This window comes from Rhodopseudomonas palustris BisB18 (assembly GCF_000013745.1).
Lineage (GTDB): Bacteria > Pseudomonadota > Alphaproteobacteria > Rhizobiales > Xanthobacteraceae > Rhodopseudomonas_A > Rhodopseudomonas_A palustris_F.
The window spans coordinates 561,296-579,360 of record NC_007925.1 but is presented as its reverse complement, the minus strand read 5'-3'; the positions used below and the strand labels follow the sequence as shown (position 1 = coordinate 579,360).

At 65.8% G+C, this 18,065-nt stretch carries 17 protein-coding genes; 10 read left to right on the top strand and 7 right to left on the bottom strand.

What is annotated here, in order from left to right; genetic code table 11:
- Positions 1 to 64 precede the first annotated feature (64 nt).
- On the bottom strand, positions 65 to 724 hold the full coding sequence (locus RPC_RS02710; RefSeq protein WP_011471019.1) for a J domain-containing protein: 660 nt from the start codon (positions 722 to 724) through the stop codon (positions 65 to 67).
- 108 nt (positions 725 to 832) lie between these two features.
- Between RPC_RS02710 and RPC_RS02705 the strand changes: the two genes are divergently transcribed.
- The gene (locus RPC_RS02705) at positions 833 to 1,108 is read left to right on the top strand and encodes a BolA family protein (RefSeq protein ID WP_011471018.1); all 276 of its coding nucleotides are present in this window, start codon (positions 833 to 835) and stop codon (positions 1,106 to 1,108) included.
- 64 nt (positions 1,109 to 1,172) lie between these two features.
- Here the strand turns inward: RPC_RS02705 and RPC_RS02700 are convergent, their stop codons facing one another.
- Genes RPC_RS02700 through RPC_RS02690 form a run of 3 tightly spaced genes read right to left on the bottom strand, consistent with a single transcriptional unit; the run spans position 1,173 to position 4,275 of the window.
- Positions 1,173 to 2,483 (bottom strand): HlyC/CorC family transporter, encoded by a 1,311-nt coding sequence (locus tag RPC_RS02700; RefSeq protein WP_011471017.1) that lies wholly within the window; start codon positions 2,481 to 2,483, stop codon positions 1,173 to 1,175.
- Positions 2,484 to 2,509: 26 nt separating this feature from the next.
- Positions 2,510 to 3,658 carry a 3-dehydroquinate synthase gene (aroB, locus tag RPC_RS02695; RefSeq protein ID WP_011471016.1) on the bottom strand — a complete coding sequence of 383 codons (1,149 nt, stop codon included), beginning with the start codon at positions 3,656 to 3,658 and terminating at the stop codon, positions 2,510 to 2,512.
- A complete protein-coding gene (locus tag RPC_RS02690; RefSeq protein WP_011471015.1) occupies positions 3,655 to 4,275 on the bottom strand; it encodes a shikimate kinase in 621 nt (206 codons plus the stop codon). The genes aroB and RPC_RS02690 overlap by 4 nt, the downstream gene beginning before the upstream one ends.
- 178 nt (positions 4,276 to 4,453) lie before the next feature.
- Between RPC_RS02690 and RPC_RS02685 the strand changes: the two genes are divergently transcribed.
- The 5 genes from RPC_RS02685 to RPC_RS02665 all read left to right on the top strand — a co-directional run bounded on the left by RPC_RS02685 (position 4,454) and on the right by RPC_RS02665 (position 9,244).
- Entirely contained in the window at positions 4,454 to 4,600 is a 147-nt protein-coding gene (locus RPC_RS02685; RefSeq protein WP_011471014.1) for a hypothetical protein, read from the top strand.
- Between the two features lie 12 nt (positions 4,601 to 4,612).
- On the top strand, positions 4,613 to 5,575 hold the full coding sequence (xerD, locus tag RPC_RS02680; protein ID WP_011471013.1) for a site-specific tyrosine recombinase XerD: 963 nt from the start codon (positions 4,613 to 4,615) through the stop codon (positions 5,573 to 5,575).
- A 110-nt stretch (positions 5,576 to 5,685) separates the two neighbouring features.
- Positions 5,686 to 6,333, top strand: coding sequence for a PadR family transcriptional regulator (locus RPC_RS02675; RefSeq protein WP_011471012.1), 648 nt, complete (start codon positions 5,686 to 5,688; stop codon positions 6,331 to 6,333).
- Between the two features lie 210 nt (positions 6,334 to 6,543).
- Positions 6,544 to 7,506 carry an acetyl-CoA carboxylase carboxyltransferase subunit alpha gene (locus RPC_RS02670; RefSeq protein ID WP_041801318.1) on the top strand — a complete coding sequence of 321 codons (963 nt, stop codon included), beginning with the start codon at positions 6,544 to 6,546 and terminating at the stop codon, positions 7,504 to 7,506.
- A gap of 304 nt (positions 7,507 to 7,810) precedes the next feature.
- Complete coding sequence (locus RPC_RS02665) at positions 7,811 to 9,244, top strand: L,D-transpeptidase family protein (RefSeq protein WP_011471010.1); 1,434 nt, start codon at positions 7,811 to 7,813, stop codon at positions 9,242 to 9,244.
- 567 nt (positions 9,245 to 9,811) lie between these two features.
- Here RPC_RS02665 and secA read toward each other — a convergent pair.
- A complete protein-coding gene (gene secA, locus RPC_RS02660; RefSeq protein WP_011471009.1) occupies positions 9,812 to 12,655 on the bottom strand; it encodes a preprotein translocase subunit SecA in 2,844 nt (947 codons plus the stop codon).
- A 343-nt stretch (positions 12,656 to 12,998) separates the two neighbouring features.
- On the opposite strand from secA, the gene RPC_RS02655 reads away from it, so the two are divergent.
- From RPC_RS02655 to RPC_RS02645, 3 genes are all read left to right on the top strand, one after another.
- Positions 12,999 to 13,931 (top strand): peptidylprolyl isomerase, encoded by a 933-nt coding sequence (locus RPC_RS02655; RefSeq protein ID WP_011471008.1) that lies wholly within the window; start codon positions 12,999 to 13,001, stop codon positions 13,929 to 13,931.
- A 197-nt stretch (positions 13,932 to 14,128) separates the two neighbouring features.
- The gene (gene argJ, locus RPC_RS02650) at positions 14,129 to 15,370 is read left to right on the top strand and encodes a bifunctional glutamate N-acetyltransferase/amino-acid acetyltransferase ArgJ (protein WP_011471007.1); all 1,242 of its coding nucleotides are present in this window, start codon (positions 14,129 to 14,131) and stop codon (positions 15,368 to 15,370) included.
- Positions 15,367 to 15,768 (top strand): (deoxy)nucleoside triphosphate pyrophosphohydrolase, encoded by a 402-nt coding sequence (locus RPC_RS02645; protein ID WP_011471006.1) that lies wholly within the window; start codon positions 15,367 to 15,369, stop codon positions 15,766 to 15,768. Before argJ ends, RPC_RS02645 begins: the two co-directional genes overlap by 4 nt.
- A gap of 152 nt (positions 15,769 to 15,920) precedes the next feature.
- On the opposite strand, the gene RPC_RS02640 is transcribed toward RPC_RS02645, so the two are convergent.
- Both RPC_RS02640 and RPC_RS02635 read right to left on the bottom strand, forming a co-directional pair.
- A complete protein-coding gene (locus RPC_RS02640) occupies positions 15,921 to 16,760 on the bottom strand; it encodes a methyltransferase domain-containing protein (protein ID WP_011471005.1) in 840 nt (279 codons plus the stop codon).
- Positions 16,761 to 16,795: 35 nt separating this feature from the next.
- Entirely contained in the window at positions 16,796 to 17,107 is a 312-nt protein-coding gene (locus RPC_RS02635) for a hypothetical protein (protein WP_011471004.1), read from the bottom strand.
- Positions 17,108 to 17,217: 110 nt separating this feature from the next.
- On the opposite strand from RPC_RS02635, the gene RPC_RS02630 reads away from it, so the two are divergent.
- Positions 17,218 to 18,027, top strand: coding sequence for a ComF family protein (locus tag RPC_RS02630; protein WP_011471003.1), 810 nt, complete (start codon positions 17,218 to 17,220; stop codon positions 18,025 to 18,027).
- Positions 18,028 to 18,065: the final 38 nt, after the last annotated feature.

The following is an 18,065-nucleotide window of genomic DNA, read 5'->3' as shown; positions in this document are numbered from 1 at the left end:
CTTCGTCGGGCTCCTCAGGATGACGCCGCTAGGGATGGCATGTCAGCGGTCAATCGCGGATCAATCAGCTCGCGCCGCGGACCACCGTCTTCAGGTAGTTGTACGCCTTGATGATCTCGATGAGGCGATCTTCGGTGGAACGGTCGCCGCCATTGGCGTCGGGGTGATGCTGCTTGACCAGCGACTTGTACTTCGCCTTCACGGTTTCCAGCGTGGCGTCGGCGCCGAGCCCCATCACCTGCAGCGCCTTGCGTTCGGCGTTGAACACCTTGCGGGTTTCCGGCTTGGGTTCCTCGGCGGCGGAGCCGGGACCCGGACGCCAGCGGCCGCGGCCGTTGAGTTCGCTGAACATGTGGAACGGATCGGCGGCGGATTCCAGATCGGCGTCGGCGGACTTGCCTTTGCCCTTGGTGCCGTTGGCGCCCATCTTCCAGGTCGGGCGATGCCCGGTCAGCGCGTCTTTCTGATAACGCGCCACCGCATCGGCGGCCATGCCCTGGAAAAAATTATAGCCCTGGTTGTATTCGCGGACGTGGTTGAGACAGAAGTGCCAGTATTCCTTCTCGGCGCCGCGGCCCTTCGGCGCGCGATGCGGCCCCTTGTTGGTACAGCCCGGGGCTTCGCACATCACCGCGGCCTCGCGCGCAGCCGCTTGCTGCTTCGCGCTCAGCTTGTTCGGCTTGATGCGGATACTGTCGAAGAATTTTGATGAATCGATCGCCATGGCCGACTATGACAACGCAACGCGAAATGCTTCAAGTCTTGACATTGCGAATACCTGACAGGTTGATACGCGGTTCACGACACTCGGGTCACCACCTAAGGCGACGACATGAGCGCAAAACACGATATTACAAAGAAGTTGAGCGGAGCTTTCACGCCGCAACTCCTCGATGTGATCGACGAATCACATCTTCATGAGGGACATTCCGGGCATCGTCATGGCGGCGAGACGCATTTCCGGGTCAACATCGTGTCGGCGGCGTTCGCAGGCAAGAGCCGGATCGAGCGCCACCGCATGGTCAATGCCACGCTGGCCGAGGAACTCGCCGGCCAGTTGCACGCGCTGGCGATCAAGGCGCTCGCACCCGGCGAGGCCGGGATTTAGATCATTGCAACCTCGGCGTCGCGGCCCCTGGTCGTAGATGCAAGGCGCAAACCTCCACCGGGCATCACAGCGCCGTTCCGGCGCGTTTCGGCTTGTCGTCGCCGTCCGCCTCGCCCTCGCGTAGCACCGGCACGATCCGCAACGCGGTGATGCGATTGCGCTCGCGGCGCAGCACTCGGAAGCGAAAACCGTGGAAGGTGAAGCTCTGGCCGCGCTCCGGAATCGAGCGCGCCTCGTGAATCACCAGGCCGGCCACCGTGGTGGCCTCCTCGTCGGGCAGGTGCCAGTCCATCGCGCGGTTGAGATCGCGGATCGGCACCGAGCCATCGACCACCACCGAGCCGTCGGGCTGGGCGCGCACCCCGGCGAAGACGATGTCATGCTCGTCGGCGATATCGCCGACGATTTCTTCCAGAATGTCTTCCAGCGTCACCATGCCTTCGACTTCGCCGTATTCGTCGACCACGAGCGCGAAGTGGGTCTTGCGGCTGCGGAATGCCTTCAATTGCTCCGACACCGAACGCATTTCCGGCACGAACCACGGCGGCAACGCGATGCCGACGACGTCGATCTTGTCGGTCTCGCCGTCGGCGGCGCGGATCGCACGCAACAGATCCTTGGCGTGCAGCACGCCGATGATGTTTTCCGGCTTGTCCCGCCATAGCGGAATCCGGGTGTATTCGGTCGCCAACACTTCGCGCACCAATTCCTCCGCCGGCAGGTCGGCGTTGATCATCACCATCTCGGTGCGATGCACCATGACATCGGAGACCTGCAGCTCGCTGAGGTCCAACAGGCCGCCCAGCATGTCGCGGTCCTGCTTGGCGACGCCGCCTTCGTAGTGAATCAGTTCGACCGCGCCGCGCAGCCGCTCGGTCGGCGACAACAGCGGCTGGTTGGCGCCGATCCGAATGCCCAGTATATTCATCAACATTCGTACGATGCCTTCGATCACCCGCAACAGCGGACCGAGCACCAGCACCATCAGCCGCATCGGCCGCGCCACCAGCAGCGACACCCGGTCCGGCGCGTTGATGGCGATGGTCTTCGGCAGCACCTCGGCGAAGATCACCACCACCACGGTCATCACCCCGGTGGCGTAGAGCACGCCGAGTTCGCCGAACCAGGCGGTGAACAGCCCGGTCGCCAGCGCCGAAGCGCCGATATTGAAGATGTTGTTGCCGAGCAGCAGCGCGCCGATCATCCGCTCGCGCATCGCGAACAACTCGCCGACCACGCCGGCCTCGCGGCTGCCCTGGCTGGCGAGCCGCATCATGCTGGCGCGCGACGAGCCGGTCAGCGCGGTTTCAGAGGCGGAAAAGAACGCCGAGCCGACCAGGCAGGCCAGCACGATGCCGAATGTGATCCAGTCCATCTTCAGTTACTGCTCTGGTTCGGCGCTCAAGTCTTGTCCGCGAGCTTGCGCGCCAGAAAATCGCGAACCGGTTCCGGCTCGACGTCGTGTGCGATCACCGCGCGGCCGATCGCTTCCAGCAGAATGAAGGTGAGCCGGCCGCGCTTGACCTTCTTGTCCTGCGCCATCAGCGCCATCAAGGCGTCGGCGTCGGCCAGGCCCTCCTGCGCGAAACCGGCGATGTCCTGCAGCCTTGTCGGCAGTCCCACTTCGGCGAGGTGATGCGACAGCCGCGCCGCGGCGTCGTTCGACAACATGCCACGTTCCGCGGAAAACTGCGCCGCCAGCACCATGCCGACGGCGACGCCTTCGCCGTGGAACAGCCGTTCGGAGAAGCCGGTGGCGGCTTCCAGCGCGTGGCCGAAGGTGTGGCCGAGATTGAGCAGCGCGCGCTCGCCGGTCTCGCGCTCGTCGCGCGCCACGATCGCCGCCTTGGCGCGGCAGGAGGTGGCGATGGCGTGTTCGCGGGCGCTGCCGCCGCGCACGATCTCGGCGTGGTTGGCCTCGAGCCAGGCGAAGAACGCCTCGTCGCCGAGCGCGCCGTACTTCGCCACTTCGGCATAGCCGGCGCGAAACTGCCGCGGCGACAGCGTGTCGAGCACCGCGGTGTCGGCGATCACCAGCACCGGCTGATGAAACGCGCCGACCAGATTCTTGCCGTGCGGCGAGTTGATCCCGGTCTTGCCGCCGACCGAGGAATCCACCTGCGCCAGCAGCGAGGTCGGCACCTGCACGAAATCGAGGCCGCGGCGGACGATGGAGGCGGCAAAGCCAGCGAGATCGCCGACCACGCCGCCGCCGAGCGCGATCACCAGATCGTTGCGTTCGATCTTGGCGGCGATCAGCGCCTCGCAGACCTGCTGCAGCCCGGCATAGCTCTTCGAGCCTTCGCCGCCCTCGACCACGATCGGCATCGAAACGATGCCGACATCGTCGAGCGCGGCCTGGGTCTGCGCCAGCCAGCAGGTGGCGACATTACGGTCGGTGACGATCGCCGTGCGGGCGCCGGGCCGCAACGCGGCGATGCGGGTCCCGAGCGAACGCAGCACGTCGCGGCCGATCACGATGTCATAGCCGCGGTCGCCGAGCGCGACCTCGACGGTGATCGGGGCGGAGTGATTGAGCGGCGCGGTCATGATGAGGGACTCATGGTTGGAGCGGCGAGGTCGCCGCGGCAAAGGTGGGCGTGCAGCGCCTCGACGCATTCGTCGACGATCTTTTCGTGCGGCACGTCGCGCGAGGCAATGGTGAGATCGGCGCTTTGATAGACCGGATAGCGCTCGGCGATCAGCCGGTCGATGGTGGCGGCGGGATCGGCGGTCTTCAACAGCGGCCGGTCGGCGCGGCGCTTGATCCGGCGCAGGATGACGTCGGCCTCGGCGTGCAGCCACAGCGACACCGCCTGGGCGGCGATCCGCAGCCTGGTGTCGTCGCGCATGAAGGCGCCGCCGCCGGTCGCCAGCACGTGCGGGCCGTTATCCAACAGCCGCGCGATCACCCGCGCCTCGCCGTCGCGGAAATACGGCTCGCCGTGGTTGGCAAAGATCTCGGCGATGGTCATCCCGGCCGCCGCCTCGATCTCGGTGTCGGCGTCGACGAACGGCAGATGCAGCCGCGTCGCCAGCCGGCGTCCGACCGTGGACTTGCCGGCGCCCATCATCCCGACCAGCACGATCGGGCGCCGCCCCAGCGCCGCGACGATCTCGGCTTCGGCGGCGGTGAGCGGGCTGGCTGAGGACACCGTCTCGGACATCAATTCAACGAACCTGCAATCAAATGAAGCTGTTGGCGCCCCTGGCGCCGTTCCGCCCCACCTATACTCCCGCAGTCGAGGCGGTTGCCAGAGACTCTTGCAACCGGAATGCGAACATGGTCATCGTCAGCCTGCCCTCGCCGGCCGTTTGCCTCGTCCTCGCGTCCCGAGACCCTTGATGCCCAGCCTGTTGCGCTTTCTGACCATTATCGCGGTGATCGGCGGGTTGATTTACGGCGCGATCTTCGCGCTGGCGAATTTCGTCAATCCGAAGCCGCGGGAAATGACCGTCACCATCCAGGCCGACAAGTTTCTCAAGAAATAGCGTGGGCCCGCCATGCCGCCCGGAAAAAACTCCGACGCCCGGCTGATCGAGCTGTTCCTCGACATGATCGCCGCCGAACAGGGCGCCGGCAAGAACACGCTCGACGCCTATCGTGGCGACCTCACCGACCTGTCGGACTTCCTCGGCCACGCCAGGTCGAGCTTCGTTGCCGCCGACACCGAGGTGCTGCGCGGCTATCTCGCCGAGCTCGACGAGCGCGGCTACAAATCGACCAGCGTGGCGCGCAAGCTGTCGGCGTTCCGGCATCTGTTTCGCTTTCTTTTGACCGAGCGGATCCGCGCCGACGATCCGGCCGCGATCCTGTCCGGGCCGAAGCGCGGCCGCGGCCTGCCGAAAGTGCTGTCGATCGCCGACGTCGACCGGCTGTTGCAGCACGCCAAGGATCTGATCGCGGCGCCGCACGCCAACACCCAGCAGCGGCTGCGCGCGGCGCGGCTGTATTGCCTGCTCGAGGTACTGTACGCGACCGGACTGCGGGTCTCCGAGCTGGTGTCGCTGCCGTTGTCGGCGGCGCGGCGCGACGCCCGCATGATCGTGGTGCGCGGCAAAGGCAACAAGGAGCGGCTGGTGCCGCTCAACGAATCCTCCAAGCAGGCGATGGCCGGCTATCTCGCCGCACTCGATGAGCTGCGACAAGAAAAGGCCAAGAACGCTAGCGCCTCGAAATGGTTGTTTCCGTCGTTCGGCGAGAGCGGCCATTTGACAAGGCAGCATTTCGCCCGCGAGCTGAAAGACCTCGCCGGCGCCGCCGGGCTGTCGCCGCGCTTGGTCAGCCCGCACGTGCTGCGCCACGCCTTCGCCAGCCACCTACTGCACAACGGCGCCGACCTGCGCATCGTGCAGACCCTGCTCGGTCACACCGATATTTCCACCACGCAGATCTACACCCATGTGGTCGAGGAACGGCTGAAGAGCCTGGTGCGCGATCTGCACCCGCTGGCTGATAAGCCGTAGCGGCCCGGTAATCCCCGATTATTAAAATACGTCCATGATATATCTTTAGCGTTGCGCTCTCGATTTCTATGATATATCTCAGAGCGATCATCAACGAGTAAGGAACTCAAATGTTTGGATTTCATCACGACCGCCACGCTCAGGGCCGCCCCGGCCGCGGCGAAGGATCTCACCATCACCACGCCGGCCACGGCGAGGGATTTCCCCATCACCACGCCGGCCCGCGCGGCGGCGGCCGGTTCGGACGCGGCCCTGATGCCGAGGACTTCCAGGGCGACGACCGCGGACACGGCGGCGGGCGCCGGCGCCGGTTCGACGGCGCCGAGCTGCGGCTGGTGCTGTTGAAGCTGATCGCCGACAAGCCGCGGCACGGCTACGACCTGATCCGCGCGGTCGAAGAACTGACCGGTGGCGCCTACGCGCCGAGCCCCGGCATCGTCTATCCGACGCTGACGCTGCTCAGCGACATGGGGTTGATCGCCGAGCAATCGGCCGAGGGCGCCCGCAAGCAGTTCGCCGTCACGCCTGAAGGCACCGCGCATCTCGCCGAACAGGCGACCGAGGTCGCCGCCATGCTGGCGCGGCTCGAAGCGCTCGGCGCGATGCGCGAGCGGGTCGACGCGGTGCCGGTGCGCCGCGCCATGCACAATCTGCGCAGCGTGCTGCAGCATCGGCTCGGCGAAGGGCTGGACAAGGAGCGGCTGCAAGCGGCCGTGGCGCTGATCGACGAGGCGGCGCAAAAGATCGAACGGCTGTGACCTGGTCGCGCCGGCTGAGCGCAGTCGCTCAGCCGGACGTCGGCGACGATCTTGACCACATTGCGCCAAGCATTCGCAGCAAACGCGGGGCGTAGCGCAATTGCTAGGGTCCCCGCCGCTTGACTTGGCGCGGCATTTGGCTTGAAAAGCCCGAAAGGCCGGCATTTGCCGCCGTTTCGCTTTTCCTTTGCAACTCCCCGAATGCACCCCATGCCCGATCCGATGCGCAGTTACCTGGATTTCGAAAAGCCGGTCGCGGAACTGGATTCCAAGATCGACGAATTGCGGGCGTTGGCGGCCTCCGGCAGCAACATCGGCGAGGAAATCGCGCGGATGGAGGAGAAGGCGCAGCAAGCGCTGACGGATCTCTACGTCGCGCTGACGCCGTGGCAGAAGACCCAGGTGGCGCGGCATCCGCAGCGGCCGCATTGCATCGATTACGTCGAGACGCTGATCGCCGATTTCACGCCTTTGGCCGGCGACCGTAAATTCGGCGACGACGAAGCGCTGATCGGCGGCTTCGGCCGCTTCCGCGGCGAGAGCATCTGCGTGCTCGGTCAGGAAAAGGGCTCCTCCACCGAGACCCGGCTGAAGCACAATTTCGGCATGGCCCGCCCGGAAGGTTATCGCAAGGCGGTGCGGCTGATGGAGATGGCCGACCGTTTCGGCATCCCGGTGTTGTCGCTGGTCGATACCGCCGGCGCCTATCCGGGCATCGGCGCGGAAGAACGCGGCCAGGCTGAGGCGATCGCGCGCTCGACCGACGCCTGCCTGTCGCTGACCGTGCCCAATGTCGCGGTGATCATCGGCGAAGGCGGCTCCGGCGGCGCCATCGCGATCGCCACCGCCAACAAGGTGTTGATGCTGGAACACGCGATCTACAGCGTGATCTCGCCGGAAGCCGCGTCCTCGATCCTGTGGCGGGATTCCGCCAAGGCCCAGGAAGCCGCCACCTCGATGAAGATCACCGCGCAGGATCTGGCGCGCTTCGGCGTGATCGACAGCATCCTCACCGAACCGCGCGGCGGCGCGCATCGCGACCGCGAAGCGATGATCGCCAAGACCGGCGACGCCATCGCCAAGGCGTTCGGCGAAATGCGCGACCTCGACGGCGCCGCGATCCGCGCGCAGCGGCGGCAGAAGTTCTTGGACATCGGCCGCAAGCTCGGCTGAGTCGGCGCCGATTTCGGCAAATCCAGCGTTTCGGCGGGCGACGTCCGCAGCCGCCAAGATCAGCCGAAGTATTCGTTCGCGGGCGGCTCCCTCATCGTGGCTTTTTCTGGGCTTGGCGCGCCGCGACAGCGCTTTTCTGCTGGCCGAAATCTTCAAACTCTATTCACCATCGCGCCCGGCACCCGTCCCTGCCCGCCCGATCGGCTTGCGACCCCGGGGGCTTAAGGATAATAATTGCTTCACGGCGGCGGACAGATCGTCTCAAATTCCGAGACGATGCCCCGATCGGCTGCGGAGCTTTACCTTGATTGATCGCACGCTCGTTCGCGCGCTGGTGACATCGGTTGCGCTTGCCACCGGTGTCATGCTCGCCGGCTGCAACAGCGACGAGATTTCGCTCGCCAATAACGCCAAGGCCAATCAGCCGGTGCCGCCGAAACTGGTCGCCGAGATGCAGACCAAGGATATGGACCTGCAGGCGCCGATGCTGGTGCGGCTGTTCAAGCAGGAGGCCGAGCTCGAGGTCTGGAAGCAGACCCGCTCCGGCCAGTTCGCGCTGTTGAAAACTTATCCGATCTGCCGCTGGTCGGGCGACCTCGGACCGAAGGTGCGCGAGGGCGACCGCCAGGCGCCGGAGGGCTTCTACAACATCACGCCCGCGCAGATGAACCCGCAATCGGCCTATTACCTGTCGTTCAACACCGGCTATCCCAACGCCTTCGACAAGGCGCTCGGCCGCACCGGATCGCAGCTGATGGTGCATGGCGACTGCTCGTCGCGCGGCTGCTACGCGATGACCGACGAACAGATCGCCGAGATCTATTCGCTGGGGCGGGAATCCTTCTTCGGCGGCCAGCGCGCGTTCCAGCTGCAGGCCTATCCGTTCAAGATGACGCCGGTGAACATGGCGAAGCATCGCAACAACCCGAACATGCCGTTCTGGAAGATGATCAAAGAAGGCTACGATCATTTCGAGGTGACGCGGCAGGAACCGAAGGTCGAGTTCTGCGAAGCCAAGTACGTATTCGATCCGGCGACCCCGCCGAACGCCTCGAGACCGCTGGCCTTCAACGCTACCGCGAAATGCCCGGCCTATGTGGTGCCCAACGACATCGCCGACGCGGTGCGCCAGAAGCAGCGCGAGGACGACGTCAAGACCGCCGAACTGATCGCCAAGGGGATTCCGGTGGCGCAGCGCCGTCCCGACATCGACGGCGGCATGAACCGGATCTTCGCCTCGAAGATTCCAGACGGCGCGACCGGGCTGTCGGAGCCGGATGTCCCGGGCCTGCAGACCGCATTCGCTCGCGCCCCCGGCACCATCCCGGCACACGTCAATCCGCCGAAGGCCACCGTGGCGACCGCGTCCGAAGAGGCGGAGCAGCTCGCCAACAGCCGAGCCGCCTCGCCGTCGGAAGGATTGCTCAACAATATGGCGCATAAGGGCGGCAGCGAAACCACCGCGACAGCCGCACCGGCCAAGCCGAAGCTATCGGTCGCCACCAAGCCGGCCAGCACGCCGCCGCGCCCGGCCTCAGTGGTCGCGGTGAAGCCGCCGGCCGCCAAGCCGAGCAGCGCACCGCATCAGGTCGCCGCGGCCCGGCCGCCGCTGAAGCCGAGCCTATCGTCGGCCGATGCAACCGCCTCGCACGCTTCGTCGACCGGCGGCACCCTCACCGGCGCGCAGCCGGTGGTGTCGGCGAACTCCTTCGAGAGCCGCTTCTCCGCGGTGCGCTAAGGCAGGCCTGCGCAGCACCAACTGGCATTCCCTCCACCCTTAACGACAGATCGCGACGTCGCCGTCCTGCGTAACCGATCTGTCCGAATTCAAAAGCTCCTGTCCCGCTTTGGACCCCACCCCCGACCCCTCCCCGCAAGGGGGAGGGGAGCACACCGCGTCGCGCGGAAGCGCTCCCGTTTCAATTCAACGCCATCAGGTTCAGAGGGAAGCGGTGCCGGTACTGCGCCCCGTCGAGATGCCCCGACAGTGCTGGCGAGCTGCAAGCGCTGAACGCCGCGCAAGTGCTTTTTTGGTTTCCCCGAGATCGCTGAGCCCACGATGGCGTGGGCCTCGCCGCGAAAGTGGCCTGCTCCCCTCCCCCTTGCGGGGAGGGGTCGGGGGTGGGGGTCCCCAAGAACGACGGATCGATTCGACGGATCCAGACGGACCGCGGATGATCCGCCGACAACCAAACAGCCCAGCTACAAACGATGAGCCGGTGTCTCCCGCGGCGCGGCGATATCGGCCCGTGCGCCTACCCGTCAGCGGAGCCCGCGTTCTATCAGCGGGACTCGCCGCCCCGCCTTACGCGTATCGCCCGTGGCAGTGCTTGTACTTCTTGCCGGAGCCGCAGGGGCAGTCCTCGTTGCGGCCGACCTTGCCCCAAGTCGAAGGATCGTTCGGATTGCGCGCGGTCTTGTCGGCATTGTCGGCCGGCGCCAGCGAGACATTGGCGAACGCCATATCGTCCTCGCCGGTGTCGGCGTTGAACTTGTGGCCTTCCATCGGCGGCAGCTCCTGCGGCTGCTCGGGCGGCACGATCTCGACCCGCATCAGCTGCGCGGTGACGGCCTCGCGCAGATGCGTGATCATCGCCTCGAACAGCGCGAAGGCTTCCGACTTGTATTCTTGCAACGGGTCGCGCTGGCCGTAGCCGCGCAGCCCGATGACGTTGCGCAGATGGTCGAGCATCACCAGATGCTCGCGCCACAGATGATCCAGCGTCTGCAACAGGATCGATTTCTCGGCGTAGCGCATCACCTCGGGGCCCCACTGCCCCACCTTGGCCGCCATGTGTTCGTCGACGCGCTGCTCGATCCTTGTCAGCAGTTCCTCGTCGGCGATGCCTTCTTCCTTGGCCCATTCGTCGACCGGCAGGTCGAGCCCGAGCACGCGCTCCAGCTCTTCCTTCAGCCCGGCGACGTCCCACTGCTCGGCATAGGCGTGTTCCGGCACGTGCTTGGCGACGATGTCGTCGATGAAATCGTGCCGCATCCCGGCGACGGTTTCGGCGACGCTGTCGTCCTTCATCAGGCTGATGCGGTGATCGAAGATTTCCTTGCGCTGGTCGTTCTGGACGTTGTCGAACTTCAACAGATTCTTGCGGATGTCGAAGTTGCGCGCCTCGACCTTCTGCTGCGCCTTCTCCAGCGCCTTGTTGATCCACGGGTGGATGATCGCCTCGCCCTCTTTCAGGCCGAGCCGCGTCAGCATGGTGTCGAGCCGGTCGGAGCCGAAGATCCGCATCAGATCGTCTTCCAGCGACAGGAAGAACTTCGAGCGGCCGGGATCGCCCTGACGGCCGCTTCGGCCGCGCAGCTGATTGTCGATGCGGCGGGATTCGTGACGCTCCGAGCCCATGATGTAGAGCCCGCCCGGCCGGGTCAGGGTCTTGGCCGGCTTGTTGCCCTTAGCGGGTTCGACCTCGACGACCTCCTCGGCCTTCAGCACGATCTCGCGGAAACGCTCGATGTCGGCCTTGATGAGTTCGATCTTGGCGGCCTTTTCGGCCTCGTCGGTGATGCCGACGGTCTCGTGCTGGATCCGCATCTCCAGCGAACCGCCGAGTTTGATGTCGGTGCCGCGGCCGGCCATGTTGGTGGCGATGGTGATCGCGCCGGGCACGCCGGCCTCGGCGACGATATAGGCTTCCTGCTCGTGAAAGCGGGCGTTCAGCACCGCGAACAGCTTGGCCGGCTTGCCCGCGCGAGCCGCCGCATAAAGCTTCTCCATACCCTTCGGGTCGGTGAAGTCGATCTGCTTGTAGCCGTGCTTCTTCAGATACTCGCCGAGCACCTCGGACTTCTCGATCGAGGCGGTGCCGACCAAGACCGGCTGCAGCCGCGAATTGGCGCGCTCCACCTCGGCGAGGATCGCGGCGTATTTCTCGCTCTGGGTGCGATACACCTCGTCGTCTTCGTCGAGCCGGGCGATCTGCACGTTGGTCGGGATCTCGACCACTTCGAGCTTGTAGATGTCGAACAATTCGTCGGCTTCGGTCAGCGCCGTGCCGGTCATGCCGGACAGCTTTTCGTACATCCGGAAGTAGTTCTGGAAGGTGATCGAGGCCAGGGTCTGGTTTTCCGGCTGGACCTGGACGTGCTCCTTGGCTTCCAGCGCCTGATGCAGGCCCTCCGAATAACGCCGTCCCGGCATCATCCGGCCGGTAAATTCGTCGATGATGACCACTTCGTCGTCGCGGACGATGTAATCCTTGTCGCGCTGGAACAGCGAATGGGCGCGCAGCGCCTGGTTGACGTGGTGCACCACCGAGACGTTCTCGACGTCGTACAGCGAGTCGCCCTTGAGCTGGCCGGCGTCGCGCAGCAGCACCTCGATGTGCTCCATGCCGGCTTCGGTCAGCGTCACGGTGCGCTGCTTCTCGTCGACCTCGTAGTCGGTCGCCTTGTCGAGCGACGGCATGAAGGTGTCGATGGTGTTGTAGAACTCCGAGCGGTCGTCGAGCGGACCGGAGATGATCAGCGGGGTACGGGCTTCGTCGATCAGGATCGAGTCGACTTCGTCGACGATGGCGTAGTAGTGACCGCGCTGGACCATGTCCTCCAGCCGGTACTTCATGTTGTCGCGCAGATAGTCGAAGCCGTATTCGTTGTTGGTGCCGTAGGTGATGTCGCAGGCATAGGCGGCCTGGCGCTGCTGATCGTCGAGGCCGTGGACGATGACGCCGGTGGTCATGCCGAGGAAGCCGTAGATCTCGCCCATCCAGGCGGAGTCGCGCCGCGCCAGATAATCGTTGACGGTGACGACGTGGACGCCCTTGCCGGCCAGCGCGTTGAGATAGACCGCGAGCGTGGCGACCAGGGTCTTGCCTTCGCCGGTCTTCATTTCGGCGATGTCGCCCTCGTGCAGCACCATGCCGCCGATCAACTGCACGTCGAAATGCCGCTGGCCGAGCGTGCGCTTGGCGGCCTCGCGCACCGTGGCGAAGGCCGGCACCAGAATGTCGTCGAGCGTCTTGCCGTCGGCCAGTTGCTGACGAAATTCCGCGGTTCGTCCCCGCAGCGCCTCGTCGGACAACGCCACCAGCTCCGGCTCCAGCGCGTTGATGGCATCCACACGGGGTTGATAGGCCTTGATCCGTCGGTCGTTAGGGGAGCCGAAGAGCCTACGGGCGAGCGCGCCGATCATACCAATTTCCTGTCTTTGCAGTTCGGCGTTGCAGCCATCGTCCGTTCACCCCGTCGCTATCAACTCATTGTGACGCTTTGAGGCCGGTATCCCTTTCCGGGATCGGGCGCGAAATGAATGGAAAGCCAGCAATCCGAAAGTTTCGCGGGCCCAAGCGCGGCCAGGCACCTGCCGTCGCGCCGGTCCGATCGCGGAGAGATATGGCTGGGGTAGTGGGTTGTCAACGCGCCGACGTCTTCAGGAATTCATGATTTTGACAGAGTTTGCGCGTTGCCAAGGCGGCATGATTGGGCGACTGTCCCGCGAACCCCGCACATCCCGCCTTTGCAGATAAGGATTTTCCATGACGTCTTCGCCGCTCGATCCCAAACCGCGCCTGCGCTTCGGCCTCGCCTGCGCCGCCCTGACCGGCTGTCTGCTGCTGGCCGGCCTGCCGGCCCGCGCGCAGGACGCCGATCCGGTGCTCGCCAAGGTCAATGGCCAGGAAATCCGCCAGAGCGACGTCGCCATCGCCGAGGAGGAGCTCGGGCCCAGCTTGGCGCAGATGGACCCAGCCACCAAGACCGACAACGTGCTGTCGTTCCTGATCGACCTCAAGATCGTCGCCAAGGCCGCCGAAGACAAGAAAATCGCCGATCGCGAGGACTTCAAGGCGAAGCTCGCCTTCGCCCGCAACCGGCTGTTGATGGACAATCTGTTGGCCGTCGAAGGCAAGGCGGCGACCACCGACGCCGCGATGAAGAAAGTCTATGACGACGCCGCCAAGCAGATCACTGGCGAAACCGAAGTTCGCGCCCGCCACATCCTGGTGGAGACCGAGGACGAGGCCAAGGCGATCGAAGACGAGCTGAAGAAGGGCGCCGATTTCGCCGAACTCGCCAAGAAGAAGTCCAAGGATCCCGGCGCCTCGGACGGCGGCGACCTCGGCTTCTTCACCAAGGACCAGATGGTGCCGGAATTCTCCTCGGTCGCCTTCGCGCTGGAGCCGGGCAAGATTTCCGACCCGGTGAAGTCGCAATTCGGCTGGCACATCATCAAGGTCGAGGAAAAGCGCAACCGCAAGGCGCCGGACTTCGCTCAGGTCAAGGCGCAGATCGAAACCTATGTGACGCGCAAGGCGCAGGCCGATTACGTCACCAAGCTGCGCGAAACCGCCAAGATCGAGCGGCTCGACAAGCCGGCCGAGGCCGCCAAAGCCGATCCGGCCAAGCCCGCCGAGGTCGCCAAGCCTGAGGCGGCAAAGCCCGACGCCGCCAAGACCCCGGCGAAGAAGTAACCGCCGTTTCCAGCTCTGTCCCGCGCGCGGGGCCGAGCTGGCGAGTCTAAACGAGCCGGATGAGAGGACGCCGCGTCATGCGCAGCACCGCTCATCCGGCTTTCTCGTTTGGCGCGCAAACCGACCTCCCCGCGGTCGCGCAGAGGTGATACAGAGCGCTCCACTCTTTGCAGACACTTGCTGAAAGCTGAACGCGCATGGCCACCGCCGTCTCCCCGCTCGCCCCGACCAATGTCCCCGAATTGCCGCCGCTCGCCGGCGTCAAGCTCGCCACCGCCGCCGCCGGGATCCGCTACAAGGGCCGCACCGACGTGCTGCTGGCGCTGCTCGACCCGGGCACCGCGGTGGCCGGGGTGTTCACCCAGTCGAAATGCCCGTCCGCCCCGGTGGAATGGTGCCGGCTCAATCTGAAAGGCGGCAAAGCGCGGGCGCTGGTGGTGAATTCCGGCAACGCCAACGCCTTCACCGGCAAGACCGGCCGCGTCGCCACCGCGCTGACCGCGAAAATCGCCGCGAAAGCGATCGGCTGCAAACCCGCCGATATTTTTCTGGCCTCGACCGGGGTGATCGGCGAACCGCTCGACGCCAGCAAATTCGACGGCGTGCTCGATCAACTCGCCGAGGCCGCTGTGCCGGGCGGCTGGATGGACGCCGCCCGCGCGATCATGACCACCGACACCTTCCCGAAGGTCGCCACCGCCACGGTGAAGCTCGGCAAGGCCAAGGTGACGATCAACGGCATGGCCAAGGGCGCCGGCATGATCGCCCCCGACATGGCGACGATGCTGGCCTTCGTGTTCACCGACGCGCCGATTGCCGCCCCCGCGCTGCAGTCGCTGCTGAAGGCCGGCGTCGCCGACACTTTCAACGCGGTGACCATCGATGGCGACACCTCGACCTCGGATACGCTGCTGGCGTTCGCCACGGGGGCCGCCGCCGCCAACGGCGCGCCGAAGATTTCCAAGGCCAGCGACATCCGGCTGAAAGCTTTCGTCAAAGCCTTCAACGCGGTGCTGGCCAATCTCGCCGAACAGGTCGCCCGCGACGGCGAAGGCGCGCGGAAACTGGTCGAGATCATCGTCGACGGCGCGACCTCCAAGGCCAGCGCCCGCAAGATCGCGATGTCGATCGCCAATTCGCCGCTGGTGAAGACCGCGATCGCCGGCGAGGATGCCAATTGGGGCCGCGTGGTGATGGCGGTCGGCAAGGCCGGCGAACCCGCCGACCGCGATAAATTGTCGATTTCGTTCAACGGCATCCGGGTCGCCAAGGCGGGCGCGCGGGATCCCTCCTACAACGAGGCCGAAGTCTCCAAGGCGATGAAGAGCCCGGAAATCCAGATCAAGGTCGCGCTCGGCCTCGGCAAAGGCCGCGACCGCGTGCTGACCTGCGACCTGACAAAAGAATACATCGCCATCAACGGCGACTATCGGTCGTGAATCTTCTGCTCGTCGTCGCGGTGGCGCTGATCGACGCCGATAATCGCGTGCTGATCGCCCAGCGCCCGCCCGGCAAGACCTTGGCCGGGCTATGGGAATTCCCCGGCGGCAAACTCGACGACGGCGAGCGGCCGGAGCAGGCGCTGATCCGCGAATTGGACGAAGAACTCGGCATCACGGTGAGGGAGCCGTGCCTGGCGCCGCTCACTTTCGCCAGCCACGCTTACGAAGACTTCCATCTGTTGATGCCGCTGTACATCTGCCGGCGCTGGGAAGGCACGGCGACCGCGCGCGAGGGCCAGACCCTGGCCTGGGTCCGCCCGAACAAACTGCGCGACTATCCGATGCCGCCGGCCGACATTCCGCTGCTCTCGCACCTGATTGATTTGCTGCAGTAGTTCTTCGTGCCCCGGAGGCAGTGCACCGCGCCGCCCTTGCGGCGTGGGGCACTGCCTCCGGGGCCGTTACGGACCGCAGCACTTGGAACGGTCCCGGCTCCCGGCGCAGCGTCAAGGACGCTGCGCCGGGTCCGGGACACCTGGCTACCCACTTACTTCGGCATCATCCGCTTCACCGCGTCGGCCAGGCTGGCCTTGGCGGAGCCCGGTTTGAGCGGCTGCTGCTGACTTTCGTGCGGTGACCAGCCGGAAAGCCAAACCAGTTCGAAGGTGGCGCGGACGCGGCCGTCGGGATCGGCGAAGCGTTCGGCGTAGATCTCGGCCATCCGCAGCAGCGTGGCGCGGCGCAATGGCGTGCGGCGGCGCTCGACCAAGACGTTGCCGGCCCCCATCCGCCGCAAATCCTGCATCAGCGCCAAGGCGTTATCGTAGCGTACGATGATCCGGTCGACGTCGGTGACCGGCAGCGCGAAGCCGGCGCGCTGCAGCAAGGCGCCGAGATCGCGCAGATCGGCGGCCGGCGCAACCCGCGGCGAGACCCCGCCGTCGAGCTCGGATTCCGCTGCGGCGAAGGCCTGGCGCAACTCTGTTAAGGTGTCGCCGCCGCTCATCACTGCCAACAACAGTCCGTCGGGCTTCAAGGCGCGGCGAATCTGCTTCAGCACGCCCGGCAGATCGTTGACAAATTGCAGCGCCAGCGCCGAGACCGCCAGATCGATCGAGCCCTCGGCGAGCGGCAGCCGCTCGTCGGCGTCGAGAGCGATCGGCTGCATGGCGCCGACCCGGCCGCGCAGCACTGCGCGCAATTCGTCGCCCGGGGTGGCGATATCGGCGGCGGCGGGAAATTCTCGCAGCACCGCGTGCAGCCGTTCCGCCATCTCCTCGGCGACGCGGTCGAGCAGAAACGTCGCCGGCCCCAAGGCGCGGGCGCGGCGCTGCCGCGCCGCCAACAGGGCGCGGTCGAACAGTTTGGGCGCTTGCGGCGAACTCATGCCGCTGCGTTAAGCCGGAGGCGTGCCACTGGCAATCAGTTCAGCTTGGAGGATGCCGCGGCCGGACCCGGGCTCTGCTGCGGCGCTTCGAACATCCTCAATGATGCATCGAGCGCGTTGCGCAGATGCATCGCCGCCGCCTGGCTGCAGCGCAGCCGGCCGGTGGTGACGAATTTCACTTCGACCGAGCCGTCGGCCAACGGGTTCAGCGTCCGCGACGCCAGTTCGATCTGCACCGTGTTGGCCATGATGCCGTGCGCCGGCGCGATGTCGAAATTGATGATCGGCGCGGTCGAAATATCGACATAGATCAGCGTCTCGGCTGGCTTGGCCTCTGGATCGGACAACTCGCTCTCCTCGGTCTGATTCGCTTTACCGGCAACTTAGGCGATCTCGCCCGCACCATACGCCTAGGTTGCCGCTTGAGCGACGGCATTGCCGGCATTAGCCTTGCGGCATGGAGACCGACGCGCCATCGCCGCGATCCATCGCGGCCTCGTTCCGTGGCGCGCTTGGCCTTTGCCGGCAGGCGTTGGGCCACGGCGCGCGCCTGGCGCTCGACATTGCCTTGCCGACGCTGTGCGTGGCCTGCCGCGAGCCGGTTTCCGGCCACGGCGTCTGCGCCGCCTGCTGGTCGCAACTGTCGTTCATCGCGCCGCCCTATTGCGAGCGGCTCGGCATTCCCTTTGTCTACGATCCCGGCCCCGGCATTCTGTCGATGCAGGCGATCGCCGATCCGCCGGCCTATGCCCGCGCCCGCGCCGCGGTGCGCTATGACGAGGTGGCGCGAACTTTGGTGCACGCACTCAAGTTCCACGACCGCGTCGATCTGGCGCCGACCATGGGACGCTGGATGGCGCAGGCCGGCGCGCCGCTCCTTCAAGATGCCGACCTGTTGGTGCCGGTGCCGCTGCATTGGCGGCGCGGCTTTTCGCGGCGCTACAACCAGTCCGGCGCGCTGGCCCGCGCCATCAGCCGGCAGGCCAACGTGCCGGTTTCGCGCGACGCGCTGCGAAGGGTGCGGGCCACCGCGCATCAGATCGGGCTGTCGAAAAGCGAGCGCGCCGCCAATGTGCAGGGCGCGTTCCGGGTTCCGTCGGAGAACAAAGCGACTGTGCAGGGCCGCCGGATCGTGCTGGTCGACGACGTTTTGACCTCCGGCGCGACAGTGGACGCCTGCGCGCGGGCGCTGCTCCGCGCCAGGGCCGCCTCGGTCGATGTGCTGGTCTTTGCGCGGGTTGTGGACACCCACAAATCCCCCATATAGTCGGGTCAACCTAATTCTTGATGAGCATGGTCCGAAAA

Excerpts from the sequence above, each read along its gene's own strand:
- RPC_RS02710 (WP_011471019.1), bottom strand. The coding sequence starts at position 724 with ATGGCGATCGATTCATCAAAATTCTTCGACAGTATCCGCATCAAGCCG.
- RPC_RS02705 (WP_011471018.1), top strand. The coding sequence starts at position 833 with ATGAGCGCAAAACACGATATTACAAAGAAGTTGAGCGGAGCTTTCACG.
- RPC_RS02700 (WP_011471017.1), bottom strand. The coding sequence starts at position 2,483 with ATGGACTGGATCACATTCGGCATCGTGCTGGCCTGCCTGGTCGGCTCG.
- aroB (WP_011471016.1), bottom strand. The coding sequence starts at position 3,658 with ATGACCGCGCCGCTCAATCACTCCGCCCCGATCACCGTCGAGGTCGCG.
- RPC_RS02690 (WP_011471015.1), bottom strand. The coding sequence starts at position 4,275 with ATGTCCGAGACGGTGTCCTCAGCCAGCCCGCTCACCGCCGCCGAAGCC.
- RPC_RS02685 (WP_011471014.1), top strand. The coding sequence starts at position 4,454 with ATGCCCAGCCTGTTGCGCTTTCTGACCATTATCGCGGTGATCGGCGGG.
- xerD (WP_011471013.1), top strand. The coding sequence starts at position 4,613 with ATGCCGCCCGGAAAAAACTCCGACGCCCGGCTGATCGAGCTGTTCCTC.
- RPC_RS02675 (WP_011471012.1), top strand. The coding sequence starts at position 5,686 with ATGTTTGGATTTCATCACGACCGCCACGCTCAGGGCCGCCCCGGCCGC.
- RPC_RS02670 (WP_041801318.1), top strand. The coding sequence starts at position 6,544 with ATGCCCGATCCGATGCGCAGTTACCTGGATTTCGAAAAGCCGGTCGCG.
- secA (WP_011471009.1), bottom strand. The coding sequence starts at position 12,655 with ATGATCGGCGCGCTCGCCCGTAGGCTCTTCGGCTCCCCTAACGACCGA.
- RPC_RS02655 (WP_011471008.1), top strand. The coding sequence starts at position 12,999 with ATGACGTCTTCGCCGCTCGATCCCAAACCGCGCCTGCGCTTCGGCCTC.
- argJ (WP_011471007.1), top strand. The coding sequence starts at position 14,129 with ATGGCCACCGCCGTCTCCCCGCTCGCCCCGACCAATGTCCCCGAATTG.
- RPC_RS02640 (WP_011471005.1), bottom strand. The coding sequence starts at position 16,760 with ATGAGTTCGCCGCAAGCGCCCAAACTGTTCGACCGCGCCCTGTTGGCG.
- RPC_RS02630 (WP_011471003.1), top strand. The coding sequence starts at position 17,218 with ATGGAGACCGACGCGCCATCGCCGCGATCCATCGCGGCCTCGTTCCGT.